This window comes from Prosthecodimorpha staleyi, from assembly GCF_018729455.1.
Classification (GTDB): domain Bacteria; phylum Pseudomonadota; class Alphaproteobacteria; order Rhizobiales; family Ancalomicrobiaceae; genus Prosthecodimorpha; species Prosthecodimorpha staleyi.
The window spans coordinates 405375-429674 of sequence record NZ_JAHHZF010000004.1; the positions used below are offsets into that span (position 1 = coordinate 405375).

Here is a 24300-nt window from a genome sequence, read left to right on the forward strand (position 1 = left end):
GCGGGTCATGGCCGCGGCTCGCCCGAAGGGTAGCCCGCGTCGGAAGTCCCGGCAGCGCGCTCGCGCTCCTGGCGTTCGCGCGCCTCGCGCAACCGCTTCAGCGACCTGAGCTCCCACCAGGCGAAGGCCAGGGCGGGCAGGAACACCAGCATCATCTCGAAGGCCGAGAAGAGCGCCCAGTTGCTGCCGTCGGCCTCGGTCATGACCTGACCCCGACGCGCACCGGCATCGGCTGCCGCGACGCGCGCCGGCGCTCTTCCTGGATGGTCAGGATTTCGATCAGCCGCGCGGCAGATCCGGGCCGCGCCGCGGTCGGGCCGGGCCGGTCGGCGGCGAGCCGGGCGATCAGGTCGCACGCGCTGTCCGGAGCGGCCGCGGGGACCGATACCGGCGCGAAGGGCATGGCCGCCGCGGGCTTCAGCGCCGCCACCACCGCGTCGGCCATCAGAACCAGCTTGCGCCGGCCCGGCACCACCGTGCGGGTCGAGACCGAATCGTGACCGGCGGCGGCCAGGCGGTGGCCGATCTCGCGGTAGACGAGGCGGGCGGCATGGATCGCCGGGCGGCAATCCGGCGGCAGCAGCGCGATGCCGGCTTCCGCCCGGACATAATGGGTCTCGGCCGCCGCCAACAGCCGGGCCACCACCCGGGCGAGGCCCGGCGACGGGACCGGCGCGCCGATCAGCACCGCGCCGTCCAGCCCCTCGGTGGCGAGCCAGTCGAGCGGCAGATAGAGCCGCCCCGCCCGGGCATCCTCGCCGACATCGCGGGCGATGTTGGTATATTGCATGGCGATGCCGAGATCGGCGGCACGGGCCAGCGCCGCCTCCGAGCGGCGACCCATCAGTACCGACATCATCATCCCGACCACGCCGGCAACCCGGAACGCATAGGCCTCCAGCGCGGCCAGATCGGCATAGCGGCGGCCGTCCGCGTCCCAGGCGAAGCCCTCGATCAGGGCCTCGGGCAGGGCGCGCGGCAGATCGATCGTCTCGACGAGATCGGCGAAAAGGCGCTCGACCGGGCAGGCCCCCGGCCGGCCGGCATAGATGCGATCGAGCCGGCGGCGCAGGTCGGCGACCGCGGCGGCCGGATCGGCGCTGCCGTCGACCGCATCGTCGGCGGCACGGCAGAAGGCGTAGAGCACGGTCGCCGGCCCGCGCAGCCGCGGCGGCAGCAGCAGCGAGGCCGCGAAGAAGGATTTCGAGCCCTCCGCGAGGCTCCTGCGGCAGGCGCGCCGGTCAGCGGACGAGAGCATCGGCATGGGGCACCACCCGGTCGAGGATGCGGGCCGAGGACAGCACGCCCGGCAGGCCGGCGCCCGGATGGGTGCCGGCACCGACCAGATAGAGCCCGTCCACATCCTCGCTGCGATTGTGCGGCCGGAACCACGCGCACTGGGTCAGCACCGGCTCCGGCCCGAAGGCCGCGCCCTTCTCGGCCAGGAAATCGGCGGCGAAATCGAGCGGCGTGGTGACCTTCGAGGTGACCAGCGCGGCGCCGAGCCCCGGCAAGACCGTCCGTTCCAGCTCGGCCGCGATCGCCTGGCGATAGGGCTCGGCGGCCCGGGTCCAGTCGATCGGCGCATCCAGATTGGCCACCGGCGCCAGGACGTAGAAGGCATCGCAGCCGGGCGGCGCCAGGCTCGGATCGGTCGCGGTCGGGCGATGCAGGTAGAGGCTGAAGTCTGCCGGCAGGGCGCGGGCGCCGAAGATCTCTGCAAGCAGTTCGCGGTAGCGCGGGCCGAGCAGGATCGTATGGTGCGGCACCTCCGGATAGGTCCGGTCGGTCCCGAAATACCAGACGAACAGGCTCATCGACTGCCGCATCCGGCCGACCTTGCGGTCGGTCCAGCGACGGCGCGCCGCCGCCGGCAGGAGCTGGCGATAGGTGGCGGCCGCATCGGCATTGGAGACGACGATATCGGCCGGGATCGTCTCGCCGCCGACGAGCCGCACCCCGCAGGCGCGCCCCTTCTCGACCAGGATGCGGTCGACGTCGACACCGTGACGGATCCGCCCGCCCTGTTGTTCGATCAGCCCGACCAGCCCGGCGACCAGGCGGCCGGTCCCACCCATGGCGAAATGCACGCCCCAGCGCCGTTCGAGTGCGGAGACCAGGACCAACACAGCCGTGGCCGTGAAGGGATTGCCGCCGATGAACAGCGGATGGAAGCCGAGCGCGATGCGCAGGCGTTCGTCCTTCACATAGGACGAGACCAGGGCATGCACCGACCGCCAGCCGCCGAGCCGGACCAGTTCGGGCAGCACGCGCGCCATGTCGGCGGCGCGGTCGAAGGGCACGTCGCCGAGCTTCTCGAAGCCGATGTGGAACATCGCCTCGGCATGGGCGAGAAAGCGCTCGTAGCCCGGGCCGTCGCCGGGCGCCAGACGGTCGACCTCGGCGCGCATGCGGGCCGGATCGCCCGAGCAGTCGATCGTCGAGCCGTCATGGAAGCGGATGCGGTAGAAGGGATCGATCGGCCGCAGATCGACATCGGCGGCCATGTCGCGACCGCACAGAGCCCATAATTCGGCGAAGAGATGCGGGGCGGTGACGATGGTCGGGCCGGCATCGAAGGTGAAGCCGTCCTGCCGATGGACCCGGGCGCGGCCGCCGGACTGGTCAAGCCGTTCCAGGACGGTGACGCGGTAGCCGCGCGCGCCGAGCCGGATGGCGGCGGCGAGCCCGCCGAAGCCGGAGCCGATCACCACCGCATGCGGCTGGCGGCGGACCGGGCGCTCGGCGCGATGCAGCGAGGCGTCGTGTCCGCTCATGGCGAGACCTCCGGCATAAGTCCATGGCGCGTCGCCGCGGCCTCGATCAGCGCCGCGATGCGGCCGGGCGCCTCCTCATGGGCGAGGTGGCCGAGCCCGGCCAGTTCGACGATCTCGGGCCTGGCCAGGCGGCGGGCCGTCTCGCCGGCCTGACGCGCCGGCACCATGCCGTCGCAGGCGCCGGCGATCAGCAGCACCGGCACCTTCAGACGGGGCAGGTCGCGCAGCAGCGGTTCCAGATCCCAGCCGGCCATCATGCCGAAGGCGGCGGCGACCTGGTCCGGATCGGCGGCCAGCCGCCGGTAGAAGGACGCGGCGGCCGGATCAAGCCGCGAGCCGGTGCGCTCCAGGAGACGATCGACCACGGCAGGATCGCGCGCCCGGCGGGCGAAGAAGCGTGGCAGGAGCGGGTTCAGCGCCAGGAACCGCGCGACCGGCGACACGGCCCGGGCGAGCGGCCCGCCGAAGCCGGCCAGCGCACCGTTCAGACTGACGACGAGACCCGGATGGATGGCGCCGTCGAGGCAGAGCCGCAACGCGATCGCCGCCCCGGCCGAATGGCCGACGGCGAGGACCGGATCGACCTCCAGCGCGCGCAGCAGCGCCGCCAAGGTCGCCGCCATGCCGGGCAGGTTGGTGCGGCCGGGCGGCAACGGCTCGCTGAAGCCGTGGCCGGGGAGATCGCACAGCACGACCGTGAAATGCCGGGCCAGCAGCGGCGCCAGCGCCGCGTAGGAATGCGTCGAAGCGCCGGTGCCGTGGATCAGCAGGGCCGCCGGTCCGGTTCCCATGACCTGGACATGCCACAGGATGTCGGCACGCACGAAGCGGCTCGCGGCCCGGTTCGGCCAGTCCTGCCCGTCGCGGTCGAACCGCAGGCGCGCCAGCGTGGCGAGCGAGCGCCGCGCCGACGGTGAGGCTGCCGCCACCGAGCCCGAAGGGGTCATGACACGAATCCCGGCATGCCGGCGGCGACCAGAACGGGCCGCGCGGCCATGCGCGGACGGACCTGTTCGAGTGCCGACCGGGCCGTCTCGGCAATGCCGGCCCCGTCGAGCCCGGCCGCCTGGAGCAGGACACCGGGGCCGTCATGGGGCAGGAACCGGTCCGGCAGGGCGAGGGTGCGCACGACCAGCCGACCGACCGGCATGCGGGCTTCGGCGAGCAGCCTCAGGACCGCGGTGCCGAAGCCGCCGGCAGCCTCCTCGACCGTGATCAGGACGCGATGCCGGCGCGCCAGGGACAGGATCAGCTCCGCATCGAGCGGCTTGACGAAGCGGGCATCCGCCACCGTGGCGAAGATGCCGTCGCGGGCCAGCCGGTCGGCGGCATCGCTGGCGGCGGCGAGCCGGGTGCCCAGCGACAGGATCGCGACATCCTCGCCCTCCGCATAGATGCGGCCGCGGCCGATCGTGAGCACGCGCGCCGGCTCGGAAAGATCGGCACCGAAGCCGTCGCCGCGCGGGAAGCGGAAGGCGATCGGACCCTCGTCATAGGCCGCCGCCGTGGCGACCATGTCGCGCAGTTCGGCCTCGTCGGCCGGCGCCATCACGACCATGCCGGGCAGGCAGGCGAGCATCGCCAGATCGTAGCTGCCGGCGTGGGTCGCCCCGTCGGCCCCGACCAGGCCGGCCCGATCGATGGCGAAGCGCACCGGAAGATGCTGGATCGCCACGTCATGGACGATCTGGTCGTAGGCCCGCTGCAGGAAGGTCGAGTAGATCGCGCAGAAGGGCTTCATGCCCTCGCAGGCGAGCCCGGCCGCGAAGGTGACGGCATGCTGCTCGGCGATGCCGGTATCGAAGGCGCGGTCCGGGAAGGCCTTGGCGAAGCGTTCGATGCCGGTCCCGGAGGCCATCGCGGCCGTGATCCCGACGATGCGGCGGTCGTCGCGCGCCTCCGCGATCAGCGCGTCGGCGAAGACCTGGGTGAAGCTCGGCGCGATCGCCTTCGGCTTGGCCTGCACGCCGGTGGCCGGATCGAACGCGGTGACGCCGTGCAGCCGGTCGGCCGCCTTTTCGGCCGGGGCATAGCCGTGGCCCTTCTCGGTGCGCACATGCAGGACGACCGGCCCGCCGCAATCCCGGACCACCTCGAGCGCCTCGACCAGCGCCGCCATGTCGTGGCCGTCGACCGGACCGCGATAGGTGAAGCCGAGCGCGGTGAACAGGTTCTCGGGCGCATTGGCGCCACCGGCCAGAGCGTCGAGATGGCCCGACAGGGCGCCGACCGGCGGCGAGATCGACATGGCATTGTCGTTGATGATGACCGTGACCGGCAGCCCGGAGGCGCCGGCATTGTTCAGGCCCTCATAGGCGAGACCCGCCGACAGCGCGCCGTCGCCGATCACGCAGACTACCCGCCCGGGCCGGCCGAGCAGGCGGCGGGCGGCCGCGAAGCCGAGTGCTGCGGAGATGGAGGTGGAGGAATGGCCGGCGCCGAACGGGTCGTAGGCGCTCTCGTCCCGCTTGGTGAAGCCGGACAGGCCGCCGCCCTGGCGGATGGTCTCCAGCCGGCCGAGCCGGCCGGTCAGCATCTTGTGCGGATAGGCTTGGTGGCCGACATCCCAGATCAGGATGTCCTCGGGCGTATCGAACACCCGGTGCAGCGCGATGGTCAGCTCGACCACGCCGAGGCTGGCGCCGAGATGGCCGCCGGTTCGCGACACCGAGCGGACCAGCGTGCCCCGCAACTCGTCGGCGAGCCGCGGCAGCAGCGCGGGGTCGAGCGCCCGGATGTCGGCCGGCACGGCAATGTGGGACAGGAGAGCGTTTCCTTCCGGGGCCATGTCAGCACCTCATTGGCGGGGCGAGCCCGCGTGTTGGCGGGACGACCCCGCGTTCTGGCGGGACCAGCCCGCGATCTGGCGGGACGAACCCGCATGTCGGCGGGACGGACCCGCAATTCGGCGGGGAAGCCCGCCTGTCAGCCGGCGCGACGGGCCGGCACCCTGGAGCGAACCGCCGCGGCGACGACACCGGCATCGGCGCGCGGCAGCGGCAGGTAGGTGGCACCCATCGCCTCGGCGAGACGACCGGCGCGTGGATTGGGGCGATCGGAAATGTCCAGCATCAGCGTCGGAACGGCGTGGACGCGCAGCCTTGCCGCCGCGGCGAGCGCATCGGCCTCCGCCCGGGCCCGCCCGCCGGCGCCGTCAAGGGCGACGTTGCCCTGCCCGTCGGTCAGGAAGACGAGGTTCGGCGCCTCGTCGGCCCGTCCCAGACGCAGCGCCAGCGCGAGCCCAGCCTCGATCGCGGTTGCGAGCGGCGTACCGCCGCCGGCGGCCATGTCGGCAAGGCGGCGCCGGGCCTGGGTGAGCGAACCGGTCGGCGGCAGCACGGTCTCGCAGGAGCGGCCGCGGAAGATGAGCAGGGCGACGCGATCGCGCCGGACATAGCAATCCGACAGGATGATCTCGACCGCCCCCTTGGCCTCGGCGAGCCGGTGCAGGGCGGACGACCCGGAGGCGTCGACCAGGAAGACGGTGGTCGAGCGGGCATGTCGGCGATGCCGGCGGATCGCCATGTCGGCCGGTCGCACCGCGACGATCATGCCGGGCGGCGGCGCGGCACGCAGGCGCTTCATGGGCGCGGCGCGGCGTAGGGTTTCGAGGAGATCGAGCCGTGCGCCGCCGGTCGGACGGCCGGACCGGCTCGGCAGGGGGCGGCCGCCGGCACCGCGCAGCGTCTTGCGGTCGGGACCGGACCGGCCGTCCGCGCCGGAGCGGGGGGCCGAGCGGGCCGTGGCGAGACGGGCGAGCAGGTCGGGCGGCAACAGGGCGGCCGTCGCCTCGATCACGCGGTCGGCGAGCGGGCGATCCGACGGATCGGTGCCCGTCTCGGCGGCGTCGTCCGGGGCATTCGCCGGCGGGGGCGGCGGTTCGGCGGCCTCCGGCTCGCGCGTCGGCCACCGGGTGGCGCGCGGCGCCAGGACCAGATGGGCGGCAACCACGACATCCTCGTCGGCCGGCACCGGCCGGCCCGCCAGGGCGGCGGAGGCCCGCATGGCGCGCACGGCCAGAATGAGAGCCCGCGGCGAGGCGACCCCGAGCGCGATGGCGGCTTCGGCAAGCGCGTGAAGAAGCGGATCCGGCAGGTCGACGGCACCGAGCCGCGCCCGCGCCTCCTCGATGTCCGGCTCGTCCTCGGGCACCAGATCGGCCAGCCGCACCGCGGACAGATCGACCCGGAAGGCGAGCCGGTCGGTGAGCGCGCCGGGCAGCGGCGGATCGTCCGGGCCGCCTTCATCGAGCGCGATGACGATCGGGGGCAGCGTTTGGGCCGAGCGCCGGGCGGTGGCCGGCGGGGCGGTGTCGGACCGGTCGAGCGCGGCGGCCAGCCGGCCGGCCGTGGCCGTGCCGAGCCGTTCGGCCGACGGCACCACCAGGAGGCCCCCGGCCGCCTCGGCGAGAAGACCGGGCCTGTCGACCGGACGGCCGGCGGCCAGCGTCGCGGCGACATCGAGCCCGCCGTCGAGGCGGCCCGGATCGATCGAGGCCGGCAGGCGCCGCACAGCAACGTCCGGCCCAAGCTGCGCGACCAGGCGCTCGACGATCGGGTCGGTCGCGCCGCGCCCGCCGCCGAGAATGAGACCGCCCAGCCCGACCGGATCGACCGCGATCAGATCGGCGGCCAGAGAGGCATCCGCGAAGGCATGCTGGGACCGGTCGGGGGCGGTCATGACGCGAACACCTCGCGTAGCGCGATCTCGACCCGGGCGGTCGAGCCGACATCGTCGAGCGGGTTGCGGCGCAGCCGATGGCGCAGCGCCGACGGGGCCATCCGGCGGATCTGGTCGTCGCCGACCGCCTCGGCGCCTTCCAGCGCCGCCAGCGCCCGGGCGGCCCTGATGATGGTCAGTTCGCCGCGCAAGCCGTCGGTCCCGAGCGCGATGCACAGCCGGGCGGCGCGCTCGATGGCGGCATCCGGCACCGCGACGGATTCGAGCGCCTTGCGTGCGACGACGATGCGGCGGCGCGCCTTCGCCTCGTCCTTGCTCCAGGCCGCCGCGAAGCCGGCCCGATCGCGTTCGAAGGCGGTGCGCCGCTTCACGACCTCGACGCGCTCCGCCACCGTCGCCGGGGTGCCGACATCGACCGCCAGGCCGAACCGGTCGAGCAGTTGCGGGCGCAACTCGCCCTCCTCCGGATTGCCGCTCCCGATGAGCACGAAGCGGGCCGGATGGCGCAGGCTGAGGCCTTCGCGCTCGATGACGTTGGAGCCCGAGGCGGCCACGTCGAGCAGAAGGTCGACGAGATGGTCCTCGAGCAAGTTGACCTCGTCGATATAGAGGAAGCCGCCGTTGGCCCGGGCAAGCAGGCCGAGTTCGAAGGCCTTCTCGCCGCGGGTCAGGGCCCGTTCCAGGTCGAGTGCTCCGACCAGGCGGTCCTCGGTGGCGCCGAGCGGCAGGTCGACGACCGGGATCGGCACTCGCACGACGCGCAGGCTGCGCGGGCCCGCGGCGGCGCAATCCGCGCACTGGCCGTCGCGGTCGTCGGGATCGCAGGCGAACCGGCAGCCGGCCACGGCGCGGCGCTCCGGCAGCAACGCCGCCAGGGCCCGGACCGCGGTCGACTTGCCGGTGCCGCGATCGCCGAGGATCAGCACGCCGCCGAGACCCGGGTCGACGGCCGCCAGCATCAGCGCGCGCTTCATCTCTTCCTGGCCGACGATGGCCGTGAAGGGAAAGTGGGTCCGGCCGCGGGCCGGGCCCGTCGCGGCCGTTTCGTCCGTCTCGTCGACGCGGGTCAGCATGTCGGTTCCCCCTTGGTCTCTCGCCCGGTCCTTCAGGCGGCGACCCGCTCCAGTCCGATGTCCGCCCAGATCTCCGACAGGGCGGAGACGAGGTGCTCGATGTCCTCGTTGCTGTGGAACGGCGAAGGCGTGATCCTGAGCCGCTCGGTGCCGCGCGGGACGGTCGGGTAGTTGATCGGCTGGACGTAAATGTCGAAGTCGTCGAGCAGGCGATCGGAGATCTGCTTGCACAGCGTCGCGTCGCCGACCATGACCGGGATGATGTGGCTGGGATTGTCGAGATGCGGCAGGCCGGCCGCATCGAGCCGCTGGCGGACACGCGCGACGCGATCGCGCTGGCGCAGGCGTTCCACCTCGCTCTCCTTGAGGTGCCGGATCGACGCCATCGCGCCGGCGGCGACCGCGGGCGGCAGCGCGGTGGTGAAGATGAAGCCGGAGGCGAAGCTGCGGACATAGTCGCAGAGCGCGCGCGAGGCCGCGATATAGCCGCCGACCACCCCATAGGCCTTGCCGAGGGTGCCCTCGATGACGGTCAGCCGGTGCGCCTGACCGGTCGCCTCGGAGACGCCGCCGCCGCGCCGACCGTAGAGGCCGACCGCATGAACCTCGTCCAGATAGGTCATCGCCCCATGGGCTTCCGCGACAGCGCAGATCTCGTCGATCGGCGCAATGTCGCCGTCCATCGAATAGACCGACTCGAAGGCGACCAGCTTCGGCACGTCGGGCGCGACTTCGGACAACTGCCGGTCGAGATCGCGCGGGTTGTTGTGGGCGAACACGCGCTTGATGCAGCGGCTCTGCCGGATGCCGTCGATCATCGAGGCGTGGTTGCCGGCGTCGGAGAAGACGACGCAGTTCGGCAGGCGCGCCGCCAGCGTGCCGAGGCCGGCCCAGTTGGAGACGAAGCCGGAGGTGAACAGCAGCGCGGCTTCCTTGCCGTGCAGGTCCGCCAGTTCGCGTTCGAGCAGGACATGGGTGTGGCAGTTGCCGGAGATGTTGCGCGTCCCGCCGGCACCGGCGCCGTAGCTGTCGATCGCCTCGTGCATCGCCGCCAGAACGGCCGGATGCTGGCCCATGCCGAGATAGTCGTTCGAGCACCAGACGGTCACGTCATGGATGCCGTTCGGGCTGTGCCGGCTCGCCTTCGGAAAGGCGCCGGCATGGCGCTCCAGATCGGCGAACACACGGTAGCGGCCCTCGGCGCGCAGGGACTGAAGACCGCTGAGGAAAAAGGCTTCGTAATCCATCAGACTGACCTCGGTGGATGGTCGGCCGCCGCACGCGGCGGCGGATCGCATGTCAGAACAGGCGGATGCCCGCAGGCACCCGCACGGCGGGATCGGAAGCCCCAGCGCCAAAGAGCGGCGACATCGAGCGGCAGAACCAGGAAACCGTGTTCGAGGATCGCGAGCCCGACCAGGGTCGCGACCAGGGTCACGGCGGTGGCCAGGAAGGGTCCCGTCTCCGGCGCGATCGCCGCCGCGACCAGGCCCGCAAACAGGGCCGCGGACACGAGCAATGAGACGGGGAAGAAGGGGTTCATCGGCGCCCGCCGGAAGTAGCTGGCCAGATAGGCGAGATGGTCCGGCAGGAAGGATTCGCTGAGATTGCGGACGCCGAGGAAGATGTTGACCTTGGTCGACAGCCGCATGCCCCAGAGCGTGAGGAAGGTCCAGAAGCCGACCGGGTTGGTCCCCCCCGCGACGACCAGCGCGACCACCAGGAGAGAGGCGGCGAGCAGGACCTCGTGATAGAGCACCGTGCCGGCGGCGCCGGTGAAGCGGCGCCAGCCGCGATCCCCCGCAGCCTGCAGGCCGCGGCGCGGACCGGTGACGAAGCCGGTCAGGAACAGGATCTCGTTCCAGCCCCAGACCGCGATGGCCGCCGCGAAGGCGAGATGTGCGCCGGCGACCGAGCTGTCGTCCCGCGTCGCCGCCAGCCCCCAGAGCGCCAGCCCCAGGAGCGCCGTGGCCCCTGCCACGGTCCACGGAAAGGTCCGGCGCGGCAGCCCGTCCAGATAGAGGACGATGCCGGTGCCGAACCACCACAGGAACAGGGCATGGGCGATGGCCAGGCCGGTTGCGTTCACGGATCTCGGGCCTCCCTCCCGGAAATCCACCGCCCCGTCAGCGGGGCGGCGTCACGCGCGTAGGCGGAAGCGGGCGCCGGGCCTACCAGGCCGGGGCGAGCCGCACCCGGGCCGGCACCGCATTGCGGTTGACCGGCCTCAGATAGAGCCGCGCGAAGGTGACGGCGGCGCCGGAGGCCCACACCATCCGCTTCGCCCAGCCGATCACGCCACCCTGCCGGCGCGCCTGTTCGATCCGCTCGGCCAGGTGCCAGAGCCTCTCGAAACCCTGGCGGAAGGCCGGGCTCTCGATGTCGAGCGTGATCGGGAACACCTGGCGCGAGATCTCGGTCGTCAGCCGGAGCACCTGGTAGTCGTAGTCGGTCGGATCGACCCCGATCGCCTTGTGGAAGGCCGGGCGCATGTGATCACGCACATACATGGTCGCGTAAACGGCGAGCAGGAAGAAACGCACCCAGTATTCGTTCAGACCGGATGTCAGCTTCGGGTCCGACCGCATGATCAGCGCAAAGGCCTCGCCATGCCGGAACTCGTCGTTGCACCACTTCTCGAACCACTTGAAGATCGGGTGAAACCGTAATTGCGGATGACGCTCGAACTGCCGGTAGATGGTGATGTAGCGCGCGTAGCCGATCTTCTCGGACAGATAGGTCGCGTAGTAGATGAACTTGGGCTTGAAATAGGTGTATTTCTTCGCCCGCTTCAGGAAGCCCAGGTCGATGCCGATCCCGGCATCCTTGAGGGCCTCGTTGATGAAGCCGGCATGGCGGGATTCGTCGCGCGTCATGAAGCCGAACAGCTCGCGCAATTCGGGGTTCTTGATCCGCCGCTTGATCTCTGCATAGAGCACGCAGCCGGAGAATTCCGCCGTCAGGGAGCTGACCAGGAAGTCGGTGAACTCCTTGCGCAGATCCTCGGGCAGGTCCTCCATCTTGAAGTCGTCGAACTCGGCGTTCTTCTGGAAATGGCCGCGGTTCAGATCGGCGCGCATCTCCGCCATGATCTCGTCCCACTCGGCCCGGACCGTCTCCACGTTGAGCGCGTCAAGCGCCTCGCAGTCGGTGGTGTAGAAGCGCGGCGACAGGATCGTGTCGGTCTGCGCCATCTCGTTGGTACTGGTCGTGGCGACTGCGCCACCCTCCATCGGGATCATGACGGCCTCCCTTCCTGGAAGCCGACCTCGTAGAGCTCGGTCAGTTCGAGATAGCCGGCGGCCTTGCTGAACAACCAGCCGAGGCGCGAGGCCGGGATCACGGTCGCCTCGCGGCGCACCACGATATGGGCGCCGAACGGCACGTCGACCGGGGCGTCGTGGACGATCACCTCATCGCCCGGCTCGGGCTCGTAGCCGTCGAGCGAGACATGGGCGTGCAGTCTTTCGGCGGTGTTCTCGATGTCAACCGTGCAGCCGACACGACGCGGCCGTTGTGGTTCGAACCAGTCCGACATCATGTTCATTCCTCCCTCGATGCCAGTCTTCGCCGCCCCTCGCAGGACGGTTCGGATGGGTCGTCTTCAGCCGTGCAGGAGGCGCCCAAACGCCTCCGCATTGCCCGATCCGTACGCTCCCAGGTCGAGCGTCTGGCGGGTTGCCGGATCCTCCAGCACCAGCCGGCCGTCGACGCGCCGGATCAGGCGGAAAGGCACCTCGGTGCCCACGCCGTAGGTTTTCCGTTCGCGGGCCATCCCCCTCAGGATGCCGCGGACGAAACCGTTTTCGCCGGACTCCAGCACGACGGTGCCGTGCGGGCCGGTGACCGCGATCGCACCGTTGGGGCGGTCGCGGAAGATGAGATCGACAGCCTGGACCATCGCCATTTCGGGATGGGCCTGGGTGCCGAGGCCGGTATGCCGGCCGATCCCGGCCGCCACCACCGTCACGGCGACGAGCAGGCCGGCTCCCACGATGGCGGCGCGGGGAATGGGGTGTTCGGCGAAGATCTCACTCATGGTCCTCTCTCCCCGCCGGTCATTCCGCCGCCACGGCGATGCCGGCCGGCATGCCGTCCCGCATCGGCCTGGCAACCGGGCCGGTCGCCTGCCGCTCGGTACGCTGCAGCGTCTCGGCCAGCCGAGACGCCAGGGCATCGACGTCCGGAACGGCGCGCAGCGACGGCTCGGGCCGGGCGAAGCGCCAGGACCGGACATGCGGCCAAAGCGCCAGATAGCTGACCCGGGCGTCCGGCTTCAGGGCGAAGGCGATGTCGCCACACCCCCGGCTGCGCGGCTTCACGGCCGCCCCGGCGATCACGTCGAAGGGCAGGTTCACGGTCATCGGCAGGGCCATGCCGATGCGCAGGACGAGCCGCCGGTCGGTCACGGTGTAGAGCGTCGTCCGCGCGGCGAGCCAGCCGAGCAGGGCCAGGATGCCGATCGCGGCTGCCGCGATCGGCAGGATGAAGGCGGCATAGCCGAGCGCGTCCAGCCACCCGGCACCCGCATAGAGCCGGCCCGCGCCGCGCCAGACGAACAGCGCCGCGAAATAGGCCGCCACCCAGCCAATCCGGAAGGCTGCGAACATCAGGGCCAGCGGGTCGGGCCGGCCGCGCCACAGGATGCGCTCGCCCCTGGGCAGCGCCTCCGGCAGGCCATCGGGAGCGGGAGCGTCGGTCACAGCCAGCTCTCCGTGCGCTTCGGTTCGGCATAGAGCAGCCCGCCGCCGAAATAGGCGCAGATCTTCTCTTCCTCCAGGAAGGTCACGAGGTCGGCATTCCGCAGGCCCGGCACCGACTGGAACTGGGCCGCGAAGATCGCGTCGACGCGAAGGATCCGGCGCCGGCCGTCGAGGGCGGCGAAATTGACCGGGATCAGCACCCGGCGACCGGAGCCGGTCAGTTCCGCCTCGTAGTAGCGGAATATGAACTCGGACTTGTCGACCCAGGCGTCGACGATGGTCCCGGCCACCTTGCGGTCACCGCCGATCACCGTCATGCCGCGCGGATCGGGATCCTGCGGGGCCGGATAGAAATCCGTCGCCACCCGCAGCGGCACGATCTTGGGATCGCCGTCGACGGTCAGATCCGGCTCGTCGAGCCGTTCCGCCCAGGCGGCCGGGCCGACGCCATCGAGCATCGGGTTGCCGGTCGGGGTCAGCGGCGCGCCCGGCCAGGGCGCGACCGGCACGGCGGCGACCGCGCGGCGATCGATCTTGTCGTCCGGGACCGTGACGGTGCCGCCATGGGGCAGATGGAAAGTCTTCGACGGCGGCGGCTCCGGGAAGCCGACGATCGAGACGCGCTCGTTGCTGCGGTCGGACTGGAGCGGATAGCCTTCCCGCTTGTTCTCCCGATGGAGATAGAAGATCAGGCCGGCGAAGAAGAGCCAGAAGACGTAGAGGACGACCTGCGCCAGGTCCATATTGGGAATACCCATGACTTCCTCCCGGACCGCCTCCGCGGCCCTGTTCGGTCAGGCGACGGTCCGCGCGCGCGGACCGCAGTTCCGGCCGGCCCGCCGCGGCGGGCCGGATCGAGCTTGCGTCATCCCGGCAGTTCGGCGAGGCCGAAGCCGCGGGAAGAGCGCCGTCCGGCGGTCTGCTCATAAGTGACGAGCCGGCCGACGAGGGCGAGCGTTGCAAAGATCAGAATGATTTCAATCGTGTAGACGACCGAGTAGCCGGTCGCGCGGTCCGACAGGACGGGCCCGAGCAGGCCGCGTTCGGCTGCGGCGCCGACAAGATCGCGGATCGCCCCGCCGGCAGCGGTGCCGAGGCCGAGTGCGGTCGCCTGGACGGCGCCCCAGGCGCCGAGCGCGAGGCCCTTGTCCTGGGCGTCGTCGCGCCACATGGCGGCCGTCAGGGTGCCGACCGAGAAGAGCCCGCCGCCGAGCCCGATCAGCAGCGTTCCGGCCAGGAACAAGGGTCCGCTTTCGAGCGGTGCCGCCAGCGCCACGGCCGCGAAGGCCGGCAGGCCGATCACCGCGCCGAACCCGGCGAGCCGCATCGGATCGGCGCCGTGGCCGAGCCGCCAGCCGGCGAACGAGAAGGCCGCGAGGGCGCCGACCGCCAGAAGCGCGGTCAGGAGCGTGGTGGCGGAAACCGAGAGATGCATCACCTGGCCGCCATAGGGCTCCAGGACGATGTCCTGCATCGAGAAGGCGGCGGTGCCGAGCCCGACCACGACCAGCAGGCGGCGCGCGCCCGGGCGGGACGTGAAGGCGCGCCATTCGTCGCGGAAGCGCGGCATCGGCACGTCCAAGCGGGTGCGGCCGGGTTCGCGCGCCTCCTGCTTCCAGAGCGCCACCAGGTTCAGCGCCATGGTGGCGGCCGCCGCACCCTGGACGACCTGGATCAGACGGACCTCGCTGAAGTCCTTCAGCACCCAGCCGAAGATCAGGCTGGCGGTCACGACGCCGACCAGCAGCATCACGTAGAGCAGCGCCACGACGCGCGGCCGGTCCTCCTCGCGGGCGAGATCGGTGGCGAGCGCCAGCCCGGCCGTCTGCGTGGTCTGCAGACCGGCACCGACCATCAGGAACGCCAGGGCCGCCGCGATCGAACCGACCACCTCGTGGCCGTCGCCCTCGCTGGACAGGACAAGCAATGCGAAAGGCATGAAGGCGAAGCCGCCGAATTGCAGCAGGGTGCCGAACCACAGATAGGGAACGCGGCGCCAGCCGAGCACGGAGCGATGGTTGTCGGACCGGAAGCCGATGAAGGCGCGCAGCGGCGCGAACAGGATCGGCAGCGCCACCATGGTGGAGACCAGCACGGCCGGCAGGCTCAGTTCGACGATCATGACCCGGTTGAGCGTCCCAACCAGCAGCGCGGTCGCCATGCCGACGGTGACCTGGAACAGCGACAGGCGCAGCAGCCGCCCCATCGGCAGCGCCGGGCTGGCCGCATCCGCGAAGGGCAGGTAGCGAAGCCCGAGCTTGCTCCACGCCCGGGCGAGCCGGAGGGACGGGCCGGTCATGTCCTGACGAGCTCCTGTGCCTGGGAGATGTAGAAGCCGCGCGCGACGCGCCGGTTGCGGCCGCGCAGCCAGCCGCCGAGGCCCGGATGGTCGTCGATGCGGCGGGCGAGACGCGCCGCCGCGATCGGTTCGATGGCCGGGGAACGGTCGCTGCGCGGGAAGAGCTGGCCGACGGCATGCATGCTGGCGAGCAGCGGCGTCGACGGCGCGAAGGTGAACAGGATCGAGCGGCGGGTGCGCTGCGCCAGGCTCGCCAACACGTCCTCGACATCCGTCGAGGGGTAGTGGATCAGGCTGTCCATGGCGACGACATGGTCGAAGACGCCGAGCGCGGGGTCGAGCAGGTCGCCGACGACCAGGTCGATCGATCCGGGGCCGACGCCGGCGAGGCGCTCGCGGCCGAGTTCGATCAGCTTGGGCGAGATGTCGACGCCGACCACCCGGGCGCCGCGCCGGGCGGCTTCCGCCGCCAAGGCCCCAGTGCCGCAACCGGCATCGAGGATGCGCATGCCCGACAGGTCATGCGGCAGCCAGGACAGGAGCGTGGCGCGCATCTCGTCACGCCCGGCGCGGACGGTGCGGCGGATGCGTCCGACCGGCGCGTCGGAGGTCAGCCGCGCCCAGGCGTCCACGGCGGTGCGGTCGAAATAGGTTTCGAGCTGGTGTCGCCGCGCGGCGTAGGTTTGCGTGGTCATCAGTCGTACCCCAGCAGGTCGAAGATTTCGCGATCCTTCAGCGGCCGGCCCTCATAGGGCTCGCTGCCGACGATCAGGGAGGCGGCGAGACGCAGATATTCTTCCTGGACCGCAACCACCTCCGGCGTCGGGTCCATCTCGAACAGCGTCTGCTTCTTGAGGCGGGAGCGGCGGATGGCGTCGAGATCGGGGAAATGGGCGATCGTCTTCAGCCCGGCGCGGTCGTTGTAGCGCTCGATCTGGTCGACGCCGGCGCTGCGGTTGGCGATCACGCCGCCGAGGCGAACACCGTAGTTCTTGGCCTTGGCGTGGATGGCGCCGACTATCCGGTTCATCGCGAAGATGGAATCGAAGTCGTTGGCGGCGACGATCAGGCCGCGGTCGGCATGCTGGAGCGGAGCGGCGAAACCGCCGCAGACGACATCGCCGAGCACGTCGAACACGACGATATCGGTATCCTCCAGAAGGTGGTGTTCCTTCAGGAGCTTGACGGTCTGGCCGACGACATAGCCGCCGCAGCCGGTGCCGGCCGGCGGCCCGCCCGCCTCCACGCACATCACGCCGTTGAAGCCTTCGACCATGAAGTCGTCGGGCCGCAGTTCCTCGGTGTGGAAATTGACGCCTTCCAGCACATCGATGACCGTCGGGATCATGCGCTTGGTCAGCGTGAAGGTGCTGTCGTGCTTCGGGTCGCAGCCGATCTGCAGGACGCGCTTGCCGAGCTTGGCGAAGGCGACCGAGAGATTGGACGAGGTCGTCGACTTGCCGATGCCGCCCTTGCCGTAGACGGCGAAGACCTTGGCGGTGTCGATCCTCAGGGACGGGTCGAGATGAACCTGGACGCTGCCTTCGCCGTCTTGGCGCGGCACCGGCTTCCGGATCGGGAGCTGATAGTTCATGAGCTTCGTCTCCTTAAGCCGCGGCCTCGACGGACACGCCCTCGAGCCTGTCCTCGAGTTCCTCCCCGGCCTGCCGCAACGCATCCAGCGTCGCCGCGTCGGGTGACCAGAATTGGCGATCGCTCGCCTCGATGAGCCGGCTGGCGACACGGGCCGCCGCGGTCGGATTGAGCTCCGCGAGCCGCGCCCGCATGGCCGGATCGAGCACGAAAGTTTCGGACACCCGCTGGTAGACCCAGGGCGCCACCGCCTGCGTGGTCGCCGACCAGCCGAAAGTGGTGGTCACATGCGCCTCGATCTGGCGCACGCCCTCGTAGCCATGCTCCAGCATGGCCTCGAACCATTTCGGGTTGAGAAGCCGCGTCCGCGTCTCCAGCGCGACCTGCTCGGCCAGGCTGCGGACACGATCCTCGCCGCGGGTCTGATCGCCGATATAGACCGCGGGCGCTGTGCCCCCTGCCCGGCGCGATGCTGCCGCTATGCCGCCAAGCGTGTCGACATACTGGTCGAGGGTGGTGACCCCGAGTTCGACGCTCTCAAGATTCTGATAGGCGATCTCGACCGACGCCAGCGCGCTGGCGAAGAGCTCCGGCCGGCGCATCGCACGGCCGTCCCGTCCGTAGGCGAAACCCTTGCGGCGCGTGAAGGTCTCGGCCAGTTCGCCGTCCTGATCCCAGGCCGAACTCTCGATCAGATGATTGACGTTCGCCCCATAGGCGCCATCCGCATTGCAGAAGACGCGCAATGCGGCGTCTTCCAGCGAACAGCCCTTGGCGCCGGCGACGCTGAGCGCATGCTTGCGGACGAAATTCTCCTCGACCGGCTCTTCGGCCGCGGCGGCGAGGTAGGAGGCCTCGGCCAGCAGCCGCACCTGCATCGGCAGCAGATCGCGGAAGATGCCCGACAGGGTGATGACCACGTCGACCCGCGGCCGGCGCAGATCGGCGAGCGGCACCAGCTCGGCGCCGCTGACCCGGCCGTAGCCGTCAAACCGCGGCCGCGCGCCCATCAGGGCGAGCGCCTGGGCGATCGGGCCGCCCTCGCTCTTCAGATTGTCGGTGCCCCACAGCACCAGAGCGACCGATTCCGGGAACGGATGACCGTCAGCGACATGCCGGGCGATCAGCCGGGCGGCTTGCCGGGTGCCGTCCTTGATCGCCACGCTCGACGGAATGCGGAACGGATCGAAGCCGTGCACGTTGCGCCCGGTCGGCAGGATGGCCGGGGTGCGCAGCAGGTCGCCGCCGGGGGCCGGACGGATGAAGCGGCCGTCGAGGGCGCGCATCAGGGCCGGAAGTTCGGCGTCGCGCGCCAGCAGGTCGGCGGTGCGGGCCAGTTCCTCCAGGATCGGGCGAACCGCGGCGCGCTCCTCGGCCGGGAAGGCATGGACCAGATCAGCGGCCGGGATGCCCTCGGCGAGATCGGTGGCGAGGCGCGGCTCCAGCCGGCGGCCATGGCTCGCCTCCGCGATCGAGATCAGCATGTCGGCCCGGGCCGCCGTCGCCGGCGGGCTGCCGACCACATGCAGGCCGTGCGGGACGAGCGTGTTCTCGAGTTCGTAGACCTCGCGGGCGAGGGTGGCGATCTCCGCGTCCGCGGCCTCCAGCGTCCAGGCCGGTTCGGCCGGGCGCAGGTCGACGGCGGCGGAGAGGGCCTGGATCAGCTCGGCCGTATCGGCCGCATCCGCGGCACCCGCTTCGCCGTCACGCGCCCGCCAATGGGCGATGGCCGCCTTCAGGTCGATGAGGCCGCGATAGAGGCCGGCCCGGGTGATCGAGGGGGTCAGGTAGCTGACCAGGGTCGCGGAGCCGCGGCGCTTGGCGATCAGGCCTTCCGACGGGTTGTTGGCGGCATAGAGGTAGATGTTCGGCAGGTCGCCGATCAGCCGGTCGGGCCAACAGGCACCGGACAGGCCGGTCTGCTTGCCGGGCATGAATTCGAGCGCGCCGTGGGTTCCGAAATGCAGCACGGCGTGGGCGGCGAGATCCTCGCGGATCCAGCGGTAGAAGGCCGAGAAGGCATGCGTCGGGGCGAAGCCGCGCTCGAACAGCAGCCGCATCGGATCGCCTTCGTAGCCGAAGCCCGGCTGGACGCCGACGAAGATGTTGCCGAAACGCGCGCCCAGGACCTGGATGCCGCGTCCGTCCGCCTGCTGGCGTCCCGGCGCCGGGCCCCATTGCGCCTCGATCTCGCGCAGATGGCGCTCGCGGCGGACATGGTCGTCGGTCGGGATGCGGCAATGGACGTTGGCGGCCGTGCCGGCGAAGGCGGCATTGCCGTAGAGGATGGCAGAGCGCAGCGCCTCGGCGTCGGCCGGAAGGTCGACGCGGTAGCCTTCCGCCGCCAGGGCCTTGAGCGTGTTGAAGAGCGAGGGGAAGACGGACAGATAGGCGGCCGTTCCGGTCGCACCGGCATTGGGCGGGAAGTTGAACAGCACGATCGCGAGCGTCCGCTCCGCGGCCGGCGTCCGGCGCAGGGCGACCAGGCGCGCGACCCGGGCGGCCAGCATGGCGGCGCGCTCGGGATCGGCCGTCATGTCGCGCGCTGCCCCGGGGGCCGACGTGGAGGAGCGGCCGCCGAACACCATCGGCACCACCGCGCCGTCGAGCTCCGGGATCGCCACCATGATGGTCGATTCCACCGGATGCAGGCCACGCGGCGACTCCCGCCACTGTTCGACCGTCTGGAACTCCAGCGGCTGGGCCGCCACATAGGGCACGTCCAGCCCTGCCAGAACCTCTTCCGCCGCCTTGGCGTCGTTGTAGGCCGGGCCGCCGACCAGCGAGAAGCCGGTCAGGGACACGACCGCATCGACGATCGGCCGCGGCTTGCCGCCCGGGCCGGGGGCGACGAAGAAGCGCTCGATTGCCGGCCGGGCATCGAGGCCGTGCGCGAAGGCCGGCACGACGGTGAGGCCGCGCGCCTCCAGCGCCGCGATGACGCCGTCATAGTGGCCGGTATTGCCAGCGAGCACATAGGAGCGCATCACCAGCACGCCGACGGTGCCGACAACCGGCCCGGCCGGACGCGGCAGCGCGGTCACTTCCGCGCCGATGCGACCGCGCAGGCGCGGATGGTAGAGGCCGACATCCGGATACTCGACCGGCGCGCCGGCCTTGACGGCGCGGCGCAGGCCGGCGCGCGGGCCAGCGGCATAGCGCTCGACCATCATCCGCACGAGATTGGCGATGTTGTCCTCGGACCCGGCGAGCCAGTATTGCAGCGCCATGAAATAGGCGCGCACATCCTGGGCCGTGCCGGGGATGAAGCGCAGGAACTGCGGGATCCGGCGCAGCATCTTGAGCTGGCCCTGGCCGGCGCCGCCGCGCGTCTGCGAGGATTTCGGGCGCAGCTTGTTCAGGAAGGACATGGCCGCGCCCTTCGGAGCCGACATGTCGAAGCCGCCGATCCGGGTCAGGCGCGTCACCTCCGCGGCCGACATGCAGATCACCATGGCGTCGCACGCATCCCGGCGCGCCTGCAGCGCCGGCAGGATGGCGCGGGCGTGGTCTTCCATGAACAGCATGCTGGCGATGACGATGTCGGCCTTGGCGACGGCGGCGCGGGCGGCGTCGAGCGACGCCGGGTCGCCCTCCCAGTCGGCCGCGGCGTGCAGGTCGAGCACGAGGCCGGGCAGTTCGGCGGCGAGCCGAAGGGCAGCGCGGTCGACCACGCTGGAGAGGTGGTGGTCGAGCGTTACGATGACGACGCGCACAGGCGTCGGGTCAGCGACCGAAATGTGCCTTGGCATCGTAAAGTGTCTCCACCGTGATCGACGCGCAACCCTTGTCGCGGGCGAAGATTTCCGTGTTCCGGCGTGCTTTCCCCCGAACGAAGAAGGGGATCTTGCGCAGCTCGCGCTCCGCCTCTGCGGTCCAGTCCGGTCCCGTAGCGGCGACCGGGCCCGTCACGGGTACCGGCGCGGGCACGGGCACGGGGGATGCTGCGACCGGCGCGAGGATCGGCTCGGCGGGCGCGGCGGCGATCGGCGCCACCGAGGCGAGATGCGAGGGCGCGGCGCCATCGGCGAATTCCGGATCGTCCCGGAACATGCCGAGGAGATGCTCCTCGAGGCCCATCATCAGCGGATGGACCCAGCTGTCGAACAGCACGTTGGCGCCTTCGAAACCCATCTGCGGGGAGTAGCGCGCCGGGAAGTCCTGGACATGGACCGGCGCGGAGATGACCGCGCAGGGCACGCCGAGCCGCTTGGCGATGTGGCGTTCCATCTGCGTGCCGAGCACGAGTTCCGGATGCAGGCCGGCGATGCTCGCCTCGACTTCGAGATAGTCGTCGGTGATCAGCGCCTCCAGGCCGTAGAGGGCGGCGGCCGTGCGCACCTCGCGGGCGAATTCGCGCTGGTAGGTGCCGAGGCCGACCACCGTGAAGCCGAGTTCGTCGCGGGCGACGCGAGCAGCCGCGACGGCGTGGGTCGCATCGCCGAAGACGAAGACGCGCTTGCCGGTCAGGTAGGTGCTGTCGACGGAGCGCGCGTACCACGGGCTGCGCGCCGTTTCGGCGGCCAGCGCCGGCGCCGGGTCGACCCCAGCCACGGCGGCGACGGCGGCGATGAAGTCGCGCGTCGCGCCGACGCCGATCGGCACCACATCGACCATCGGCTGACAGAAGCTGCGCGCCAGCCAGGTCGCGGCCTGGCGGCCGGTCTCCGGATAGAGCACGACGTTGAAATCGGCCTCGCCCAGGCGGGCGACATCGGCCGCGGAGGCGCCGAGCGGGGCGACCACGGACACGTCGACGCCCATCGAGGCGAGCAGGCGGGTCACCTCGACCACGTCGTCGCGATGGCGGAACCCGAGCGCGGTCGGCCCGAGCAGGTTGCAGCGGGGCCGACGGTCGGCCGGACGGGCCGGGCGCGGCGTGCCGGGCGGCGGCGCGGACGGGCCGGCCAGCGCGCGGACGAGATGATAGAAGGTCTCCGACGCGCCCCAGTTCTCCTTGCGCTGATAGGCCGGCAGCTCCAGCGGGATCACCGGGATGCCGAGGCCGAGCGCCCGGGCGAGCCCGCCCGGATCATCCTGGATCAGTTCGGCCGTGCAGGAGGCCCCGACCAGGACGGCCGCAGGCCTGAACCGCTCGCAGGCCTCGCGGACGGACTGCTTGAAAAGCTCCGCGGTATCGCCGCCGAGGTCGCGCGCCTGGAAGGTGGTGTAGGTGACCGGCGGGCGGGCGCCGCGCCGCTCGATCATCGTGAACAGCAGATCCGCATAGGTGTCGCCCTGCGGCGCATGCAGCACGTAGTGGACATCGGTCAGCACGGTGGCGACCCGCATGGCCCCGACATGGGGCGGTCCCTCATAGGTCCAGACCGTGAGCTGCATGTCACACCTCCAGCCGGTTGCGGCGGTCCAGCGGGCGGGCGAACAGCTCGGCGAGATCGCCGGCCTGCTCGTAGCCCTGGATCGGCGTGAAGACGGTCTCGATCGACCATTTGGTCGTAAACCCCTCCGCCTCCAGCGGATTGGCGAGGCCGAGGCCGCACACCACCAGGTCGGGCTTGGCCGCGCGGCAGCGGTCGAGCTGGGCCTCCACGTCCTGCCCCTCGGACAGGACGAGATCGGGCGACAGGCGCGACAGATCCGGCTCCAGATGGGCGCGGTGCAGGTAGGGCGTGCCGACCTCGACCGGGATCATGCCGAGTTCGCAACTGAGCATCCGGGCGAGCGGGATCTCGAGCTGCGAGTCCGGAAAGAAGAAGATGCGGCGGTTTTCCAGCGCGGCCCGGTGGCGCGCGACGGCGGCGCGGGCGCGCTGGCGCGCCGGACGGATGACCGTCTCGAAGCGCTCGGCCGGGACGCCGAAGGCGGTCGCGGCGGCCCAGAGCCAGTCGGTGGTGCCTTCCGCGCCGAGCGGGAACGGCGCGGCGAGCCGGCGGGCGCCGCGATCCTCAAGCCGCCGGGCGGTCTCGGCGAGATAGGGCTGCGCCAGCAGCATGCGGGTCGCCGGGCCGACGGCGGGGAGATCCTCGCGATGGCGGCCGGGCAGGAAGGCGACGCGGCCGATGCCGAGATCGGCGAAGAGGCGGCGGAACTGGTCCTCGACCACGTCGGCGAGCGTGCCGACCACCAGCAGCGAGGCCTCCGCATCGCGGCTCTCGGCCGGCAGATCCGGCACCAGCGCGGCCAGGCAGGCGTCCTCGCCCTCGGTGAAGGTGGTCTCGATGCCGCTGCCCGAATAGGACAGGACCCGGGGCCGGTTGCCGAAGCCGAGCGAGAGCCGCGCGGCCGCCTTGGACAGGTCGAGCTTGATCACTTCCGACGGGCAGGAGCCGACCAGGAACAGCGTCCGGATGTCCGGGCGCCGGTCGATCAGCCGGCCGACGACGCGGTCGAGTTCGTCATGCAGATCGGCCATCCCGGCGAGGTCGCGCTCGTCGATCACGGCGGTGGCGAAGCGCGGCTCGGCGAAGATCATCACGCCGGCGGCGGACTGGAGCAGATGGGCGCAGGTGCGCGAGCCGACGACCAGGAAGAAGGCGTCGCGCATCTTGCGGTGCAGCCAGACGATACCGGTCAGGCCGCAGAACACCTCGCGCTGGCCGCGCTGGCGCAGGACCGGCAGATCGCAGGCGGAACGGGGGGCGAGAAGCGGTTGCGCCGTCATGTCCGCACCTCCAGCAGGGTCTCGGTCTGTGCGGCGGACGCCTGCAGGCGGGCCATGCGCAGCTTCCAGAGGAATTGCGCGGCATTGACCACATAGGTGGCGTAGGCGGCGAGCGCGAGGCCCATCTGGGCGGCGGCATCAAGCGTGCCGGTCCACAGGGCGGCCAGATAGGCGGTGTGCAGCGCGATCACCACCATGCTGACCGCGTCCTCCCAGAAGAAGGCCGGCGCGAACAGGTAGCGGCCGAACACGTCCTTCTCCCAGATCGCCCCGGTGACCATGATCGTGTAGAGCACGAGGGTCTTCAGCACGATCGAGGCGGTTGCGGCGGCATAGCCCTCGCCGGTGGCCAGGAAGCGCAGCACCAGGCCGAGGCTGACGAGGAAGACGGCGAACTGGACCGGCGCCAGGATGCCCTGCACCAGCGTCCAGGGCGAGGCGTCCCGGCGGACGCGTTCCGCCGCGCTGTAGAGCCCCCCACCTGTCTGTCCCTGCTTCGGCTGCCGGTTCATCACGCGGCCTCCCTAGCCGTTTTATGAAGGCTAGGACCGAG

Annotated in this window: 21 protein-coding genes; all 21 read right to left on the bottom strand. The window is 71.2% G+C overall.

Going from position 1 to position 24300, the window contains the following annotated elements; genetic code table 11:
- Positions 1–5: 5 nt before the first annotated feature.
- The 21 genes from KL771_RS10295 to bchF all read right to left on the bottom strand — a co-directional run bounded on the left by KL771_RS10295 (position 6) and on the right by bchF (position 24259).
- Complete coding sequence (locus KL771_RS10295; RefSeq protein ID WP_261968445.1) at positions 6–203, bottom strand: hypothetical protein; 198 nt, start codon at positions 201–203, stop codon at positions 6–8.
- A complete protein-coding gene (locus KL771_RS10300) occupies positions 200–1264 on the bottom strand; it encodes a phytoene/squalene synthase family protein (RefSeq protein ID WP_261968446.1) in 1065 nt (354 codons plus the stop codon). Before KL771_RS10300 ends, KL771_RS10295 begins: the two co-directional genes overlap by 4 nt.
- Entirely contained in the window at positions 1242–2777 is a 1536-nt protein-coding gene (locus KL771_RS10305; RefSeq protein ID WP_261968447.1) for a phytoene desaturase, read from the bottom strand. Before KL771_RS10305 ends, KL771_RS10300 begins: the two co-directional genes overlap by 23 nt.
- Positions 2774–3724 (bottom strand): alpha/beta fold hydrolase BchO, encoded by a 951-nt coding sequence (gene bchO, locus KL771_RS10310; RefSeq protein WP_261968448.1) that lies wholly within the window; start codon positions 3722–3724, stop codon positions 2774–2776. The genes KL771_RS10305 and bchO overlap by 4 nt, the downstream gene beginning before the upstream one ends.
- Positions 3721–5565, bottom strand: a complete 1845-nt coding sequence (gene dxs / locus KL771_RS10315) for a 1-deoxy-D-xylulose-5-phosphate synthase (RefSeq protein ID WP_261968449.1) — start codon at positions 5563–5565, stop codon at positions 3721–3723. The genes bchO and dxs overlap by 4 nt, the downstream gene beginning before the upstream one ends.
- 137 nt (positions 5566–5702) lie before the next feature.
- Positions 5703–7457, bottom strand: coding sequence for a magnesium chelatase subunit D (locus KL771_RS10320; RefSeq protein WP_261968450.1), 1755 nt, complete (start codon positions 7455–7457; stop codon positions 5703–5705).
- Positions 7454–8530: a magnesium chelatase ATPase subunit I gene (gene bchI, locus KL771_RS10325; protein ID WP_261968451.1), complete on the bottom strand. Its 1077-nt coding sequence runs from the start codon at positions 8528–8530 to the stop codon at positions 7454–7456. Before bchI ends, KL771_RS10320 begins: the two co-directional genes overlap by 4 nt.
- 32 nt (positions 8531–8562) lie before the next feature.
- Entirely contained in the window at positions 8563–9777 is a 1215-nt protein-coding gene (gene hemA / locus KL771_RS10330; protein WP_261968452.1) for a 5-aminolevulinate synthase, read from the bottom strand.
- Positions 9777–10619, bottom strand: a complete 843-nt coding sequence (gene puhE / locus KL771_RS10335; protein WP_261968453.1) for a putative photosynthetic complex assembly protein PuhE — start codon at positions 10617–10619, stop codon at positions 9777–9779. The genes hemA and puhE overlap by 1 nt, the downstream gene beginning before the upstream one ends.
- 82 nt (positions 10620–10701) lie before the next feature.
- Positions 10702–11772, bottom strand: coding sequence for a magnesium-protoporphyrin IX monomethyl ester (oxidative) cyclase (gene acsF / locus KL771_RS10340; protein WP_261968454.1), 1071 nt, complete (start codon positions 11770–11772; stop codon positions 10702–10704).
- Positions 11769–12068 carry a hypothetical protein gene (locus tag KL771_RS10345; protein WP_390866585.1) on the bottom strand — a complete coding sequence of 100 codons (300 nt, stop codon included), beginning with the start codon at positions 12066–12068 and terminating at the stop codon, positions 11769–11771. The genes acsF and KL771_RS10345 overlap by 4 nt, the downstream gene beginning before the upstream one ends.
- 66 nt (positions 12069–12134) lie before the next feature.
- Positions 12135–12569, bottom strand: coding sequence for a photosynthetic complex assembly protein PuhC (gene puhC, locus KL771_RS10350; RefSeq protein WP_261968456.1), 435 nt, complete (start codon positions 12567–12569; stop codon positions 12135–12137).
- A gap of 19 nt (positions 12570–12588) precedes the next feature.
- Positions 12589–13233 (bottom strand): photosynthetic complex putative assembly protein PuhB, encoded by a 645-nt coding sequence (gene puhB / locus KL771_RS10355; RefSeq protein WP_261968457.1) that lies wholly within the window; start codon positions 13231–13233, stop codon positions 12589–12591.
- Positions 13230–13991, bottom strand: a complete 762-nt coding sequence (gene puhA / locus KL771_RS10360; RefSeq protein WP_261968458.1) for a photosynthetic reaction center subunit H — start codon at positions 13989–13991, stop codon at positions 13230–13232. Before puhA ends, puhB begins: the two co-directional genes overlap by 4 nt.
- A 107-nt stretch (positions 13992–14098) precedes the next feature.
- Positions 14099–15532, bottom strand: coding sequence for a PucC family protein (locus KL771_RS10365; RefSeq protein WP_261968459.1), 1434 nt, complete (start codon positions 15530–15532; stop codon positions 14099–14101).
- Positions 15529–16227 carry a magnesium protoporphyrin IX methyltransferase gene (gene bchM / locus KL771_RS10370; protein ID WP_261968460.1) on the bottom strand — a complete coding sequence of 233 codons (699 nt, stop codon included), beginning with the start codon at positions 16225–16227 and terminating at the stop codon, positions 15529–15531. Before bchM ends, KL771_RS10365 begins: the two co-directional genes overlap by 4 nt.
- On the bottom strand, positions 16227–17126 hold the full coding sequence (bchL, locus tag KL771_RS10375; protein ID WP_261968461.1) for a ferredoxin:protochlorophyllide reductase (ATP-dependent) iron-sulfur ATP-binding protein: 900 nt from the start codon (positions 17124–17126) through the stop codon (positions 16227–16229). The genes bchM and bchL overlap by 1 nt, the downstream gene beginning before the upstream one ends.
- A gap of 13 nt (positions 17127–17139) precedes the next feature.
- Positions 17140–20877: a magnesium chelatase subunit H gene (locus KL771_RS10380; RefSeq protein WP_261968462.1), complete on the bottom strand. Its 3738-nt coding sequence runs from the start codon at positions 20875–20877 to the stop codon at positions 17140–17142.
- Positions 20852–22465 (bottom strand): ferredoxin:protochlorophyllide reductase (ATP-dependent) subunit B, encoded by a 1614-nt coding sequence (gene bchB / locus KL771_RS10385; RefSeq protein WP_261968463.1) that lies wholly within the window; start codon positions 22463–22465, stop codon positions 20852–20854. The genes KL771_RS10380 and bchB overlap by 26 nt, the downstream gene beginning before the upstream one ends.
- 1 nt (position 22466) lies before the next feature.
- The gene (locus KL771_RS10390; RefSeq protein WP_261968464.1) at positions 22467–23747 is read right to left on the bottom strand and encodes a ferredoxin:protochlorophyllide reductase (ATP-dependent) subunit N; all 1281 of its coding nucleotides are present in this window, start codon (positions 23745–23747) and stop codon (positions 22467–22469) included.
- The gene (bchF, locus tag KL771_RS10395) at positions 23744–24259 is read right to left on the bottom strand and encodes a 2-vinyl bacteriochlorophyllide hydratase (protein ID WP_261968465.1); all 516 of its coding nucleotides are present in this window, start codon (positions 24257–24259) and stop codon (positions 23744–23746) included. The genes KL771_RS10390 and bchF overlap by 4 nt, the downstream gene beginning before the upstream one ends.
- Between the last annotated feature and the right edge of the window lie 41 nt (positions 24260–24300).

Coding starts and splice junctions, on each gene's coding strand:
- KL771_RS10295 (WP_261968445.1), bottom strand. CDS start 203: ATGACCGAGGCCGACGGCAGCAACTGGGCGCTCTTCTCGGCCTTCGAG.
- KL771_RS10300 (WP_261968446.1), bottom strand. CDS start 1,264: ATGCCGATGCTCTCGTCCGCTGACCGGCGCGCCTGCCGCAGGAGCCTC.
- KL771_RS10305 (WP_261968447.1), bottom strand. CDS start 2,777: ATGAGCGGACACGACGCCTCGCTGCATCGCGCCGAGCGCCCGGTCCGC.
- bchO (WP_261968448.1), bottom strand. CDS start 3,724: ATGACCCCTTCGGGCTCGGTGGCGGCAGCCTCACCGTCGGCGCGGCGC.
- dxs (WP_261968449.1), bottom strand. CDS start 5,565: ATGGCCCCGGAAGGAAACGCTCTCCTGTCCCACATTGCCGTGCCGGCC.
- KL771_RS10320 (WP_261968450.1), bottom strand. CDS start 7,457: ATGACCGCCCCCGACCGGTCCCAGCATGCCTTCGCGGATGCCTCTCTG.
- bchI (WP_261968451.1), bottom strand. CDS start 8,530: ATGCTGACCCGCGTCGACGAGACGGACGAAACGGCCGCGACGGGCCCG.
- hemA (WP_261968452.1), bottom strand. CDS start 9,777: ATGGATTACGAAGCCTTTTTCCTCAGCGGTCTTCAGTCCCTGCGCGCC.
- acsF (WP_261968454.1), bottom strand. CDS start 11,772: ATGATCCCGATGGAGGGTGGCGCAGTCGCCACGACCAGTACCAACGAG.
- KL771_RS10345 (WP_390866585.1), bottom strand. CDS start 12,068: ATGTCGGACTGGTTCGAACCACAACGGCCGCGTCGTGTCGGCTGCACG.
- puhC (WP_261968456.1), bottom strand. CDS start 12,569: ATGAGTGAGATCTTCGCCGAACACCCCATTCCCCGCGCCGCCATCGTG.
- puhA (WP_261968458.1), bottom strand. CDS start 13,991: ATGGGTATTCCCAATATGGACCTGGCGCAGGTCGTCCTCTACGTCTTC.
- KL771_RS10365 (WP_261968459.1), bottom strand. CDS start 15,532: ATGACCGGCCCGTCCCTCCGGCTCGCCCGGGCGTGGAGCAAGCTCGGG.
- bchM (WP_261968460.1), bottom strand. CDS start 16,227: ATGACCACGCAAACCTACGCCGCGCGGCGACACCAGCTCGAAACCTAT.
- bchL (WP_261968461.1), bottom strand. CDS start 17,126: ATGAACTATCAGCTCCCGATCCGGAAGCCGGTGCCGCGCCAAGACGGC.
- KL771_RS10380 (WP_261968462.1), bottom strand. CDS start 20,877: ATGCCAAGGCACATTTCGGTCGCTGACCCGACGCCTGTGCGCGTCGTC.
- bchB (WP_261968463.1), bottom strand. CDS start 22,465: ATGCAGCTCACGGTCTGGACCTATGAGGGACCGCCCCATGTCGGGGCC.
- KL771_RS10390 (WP_261968464.1), bottom strand. CDS start 23,747: ATGACGGCGCAACCGCTTCTCGCCCCCCGTTCCGCCTGCGATCTGCCG.
- bchF (WP_261968465.1), bottom strand. CDS start 24,259: ATGAACCGGCAGCCGAAGCAGGGACAGACAGGTGGGGGGCTCTACAGC.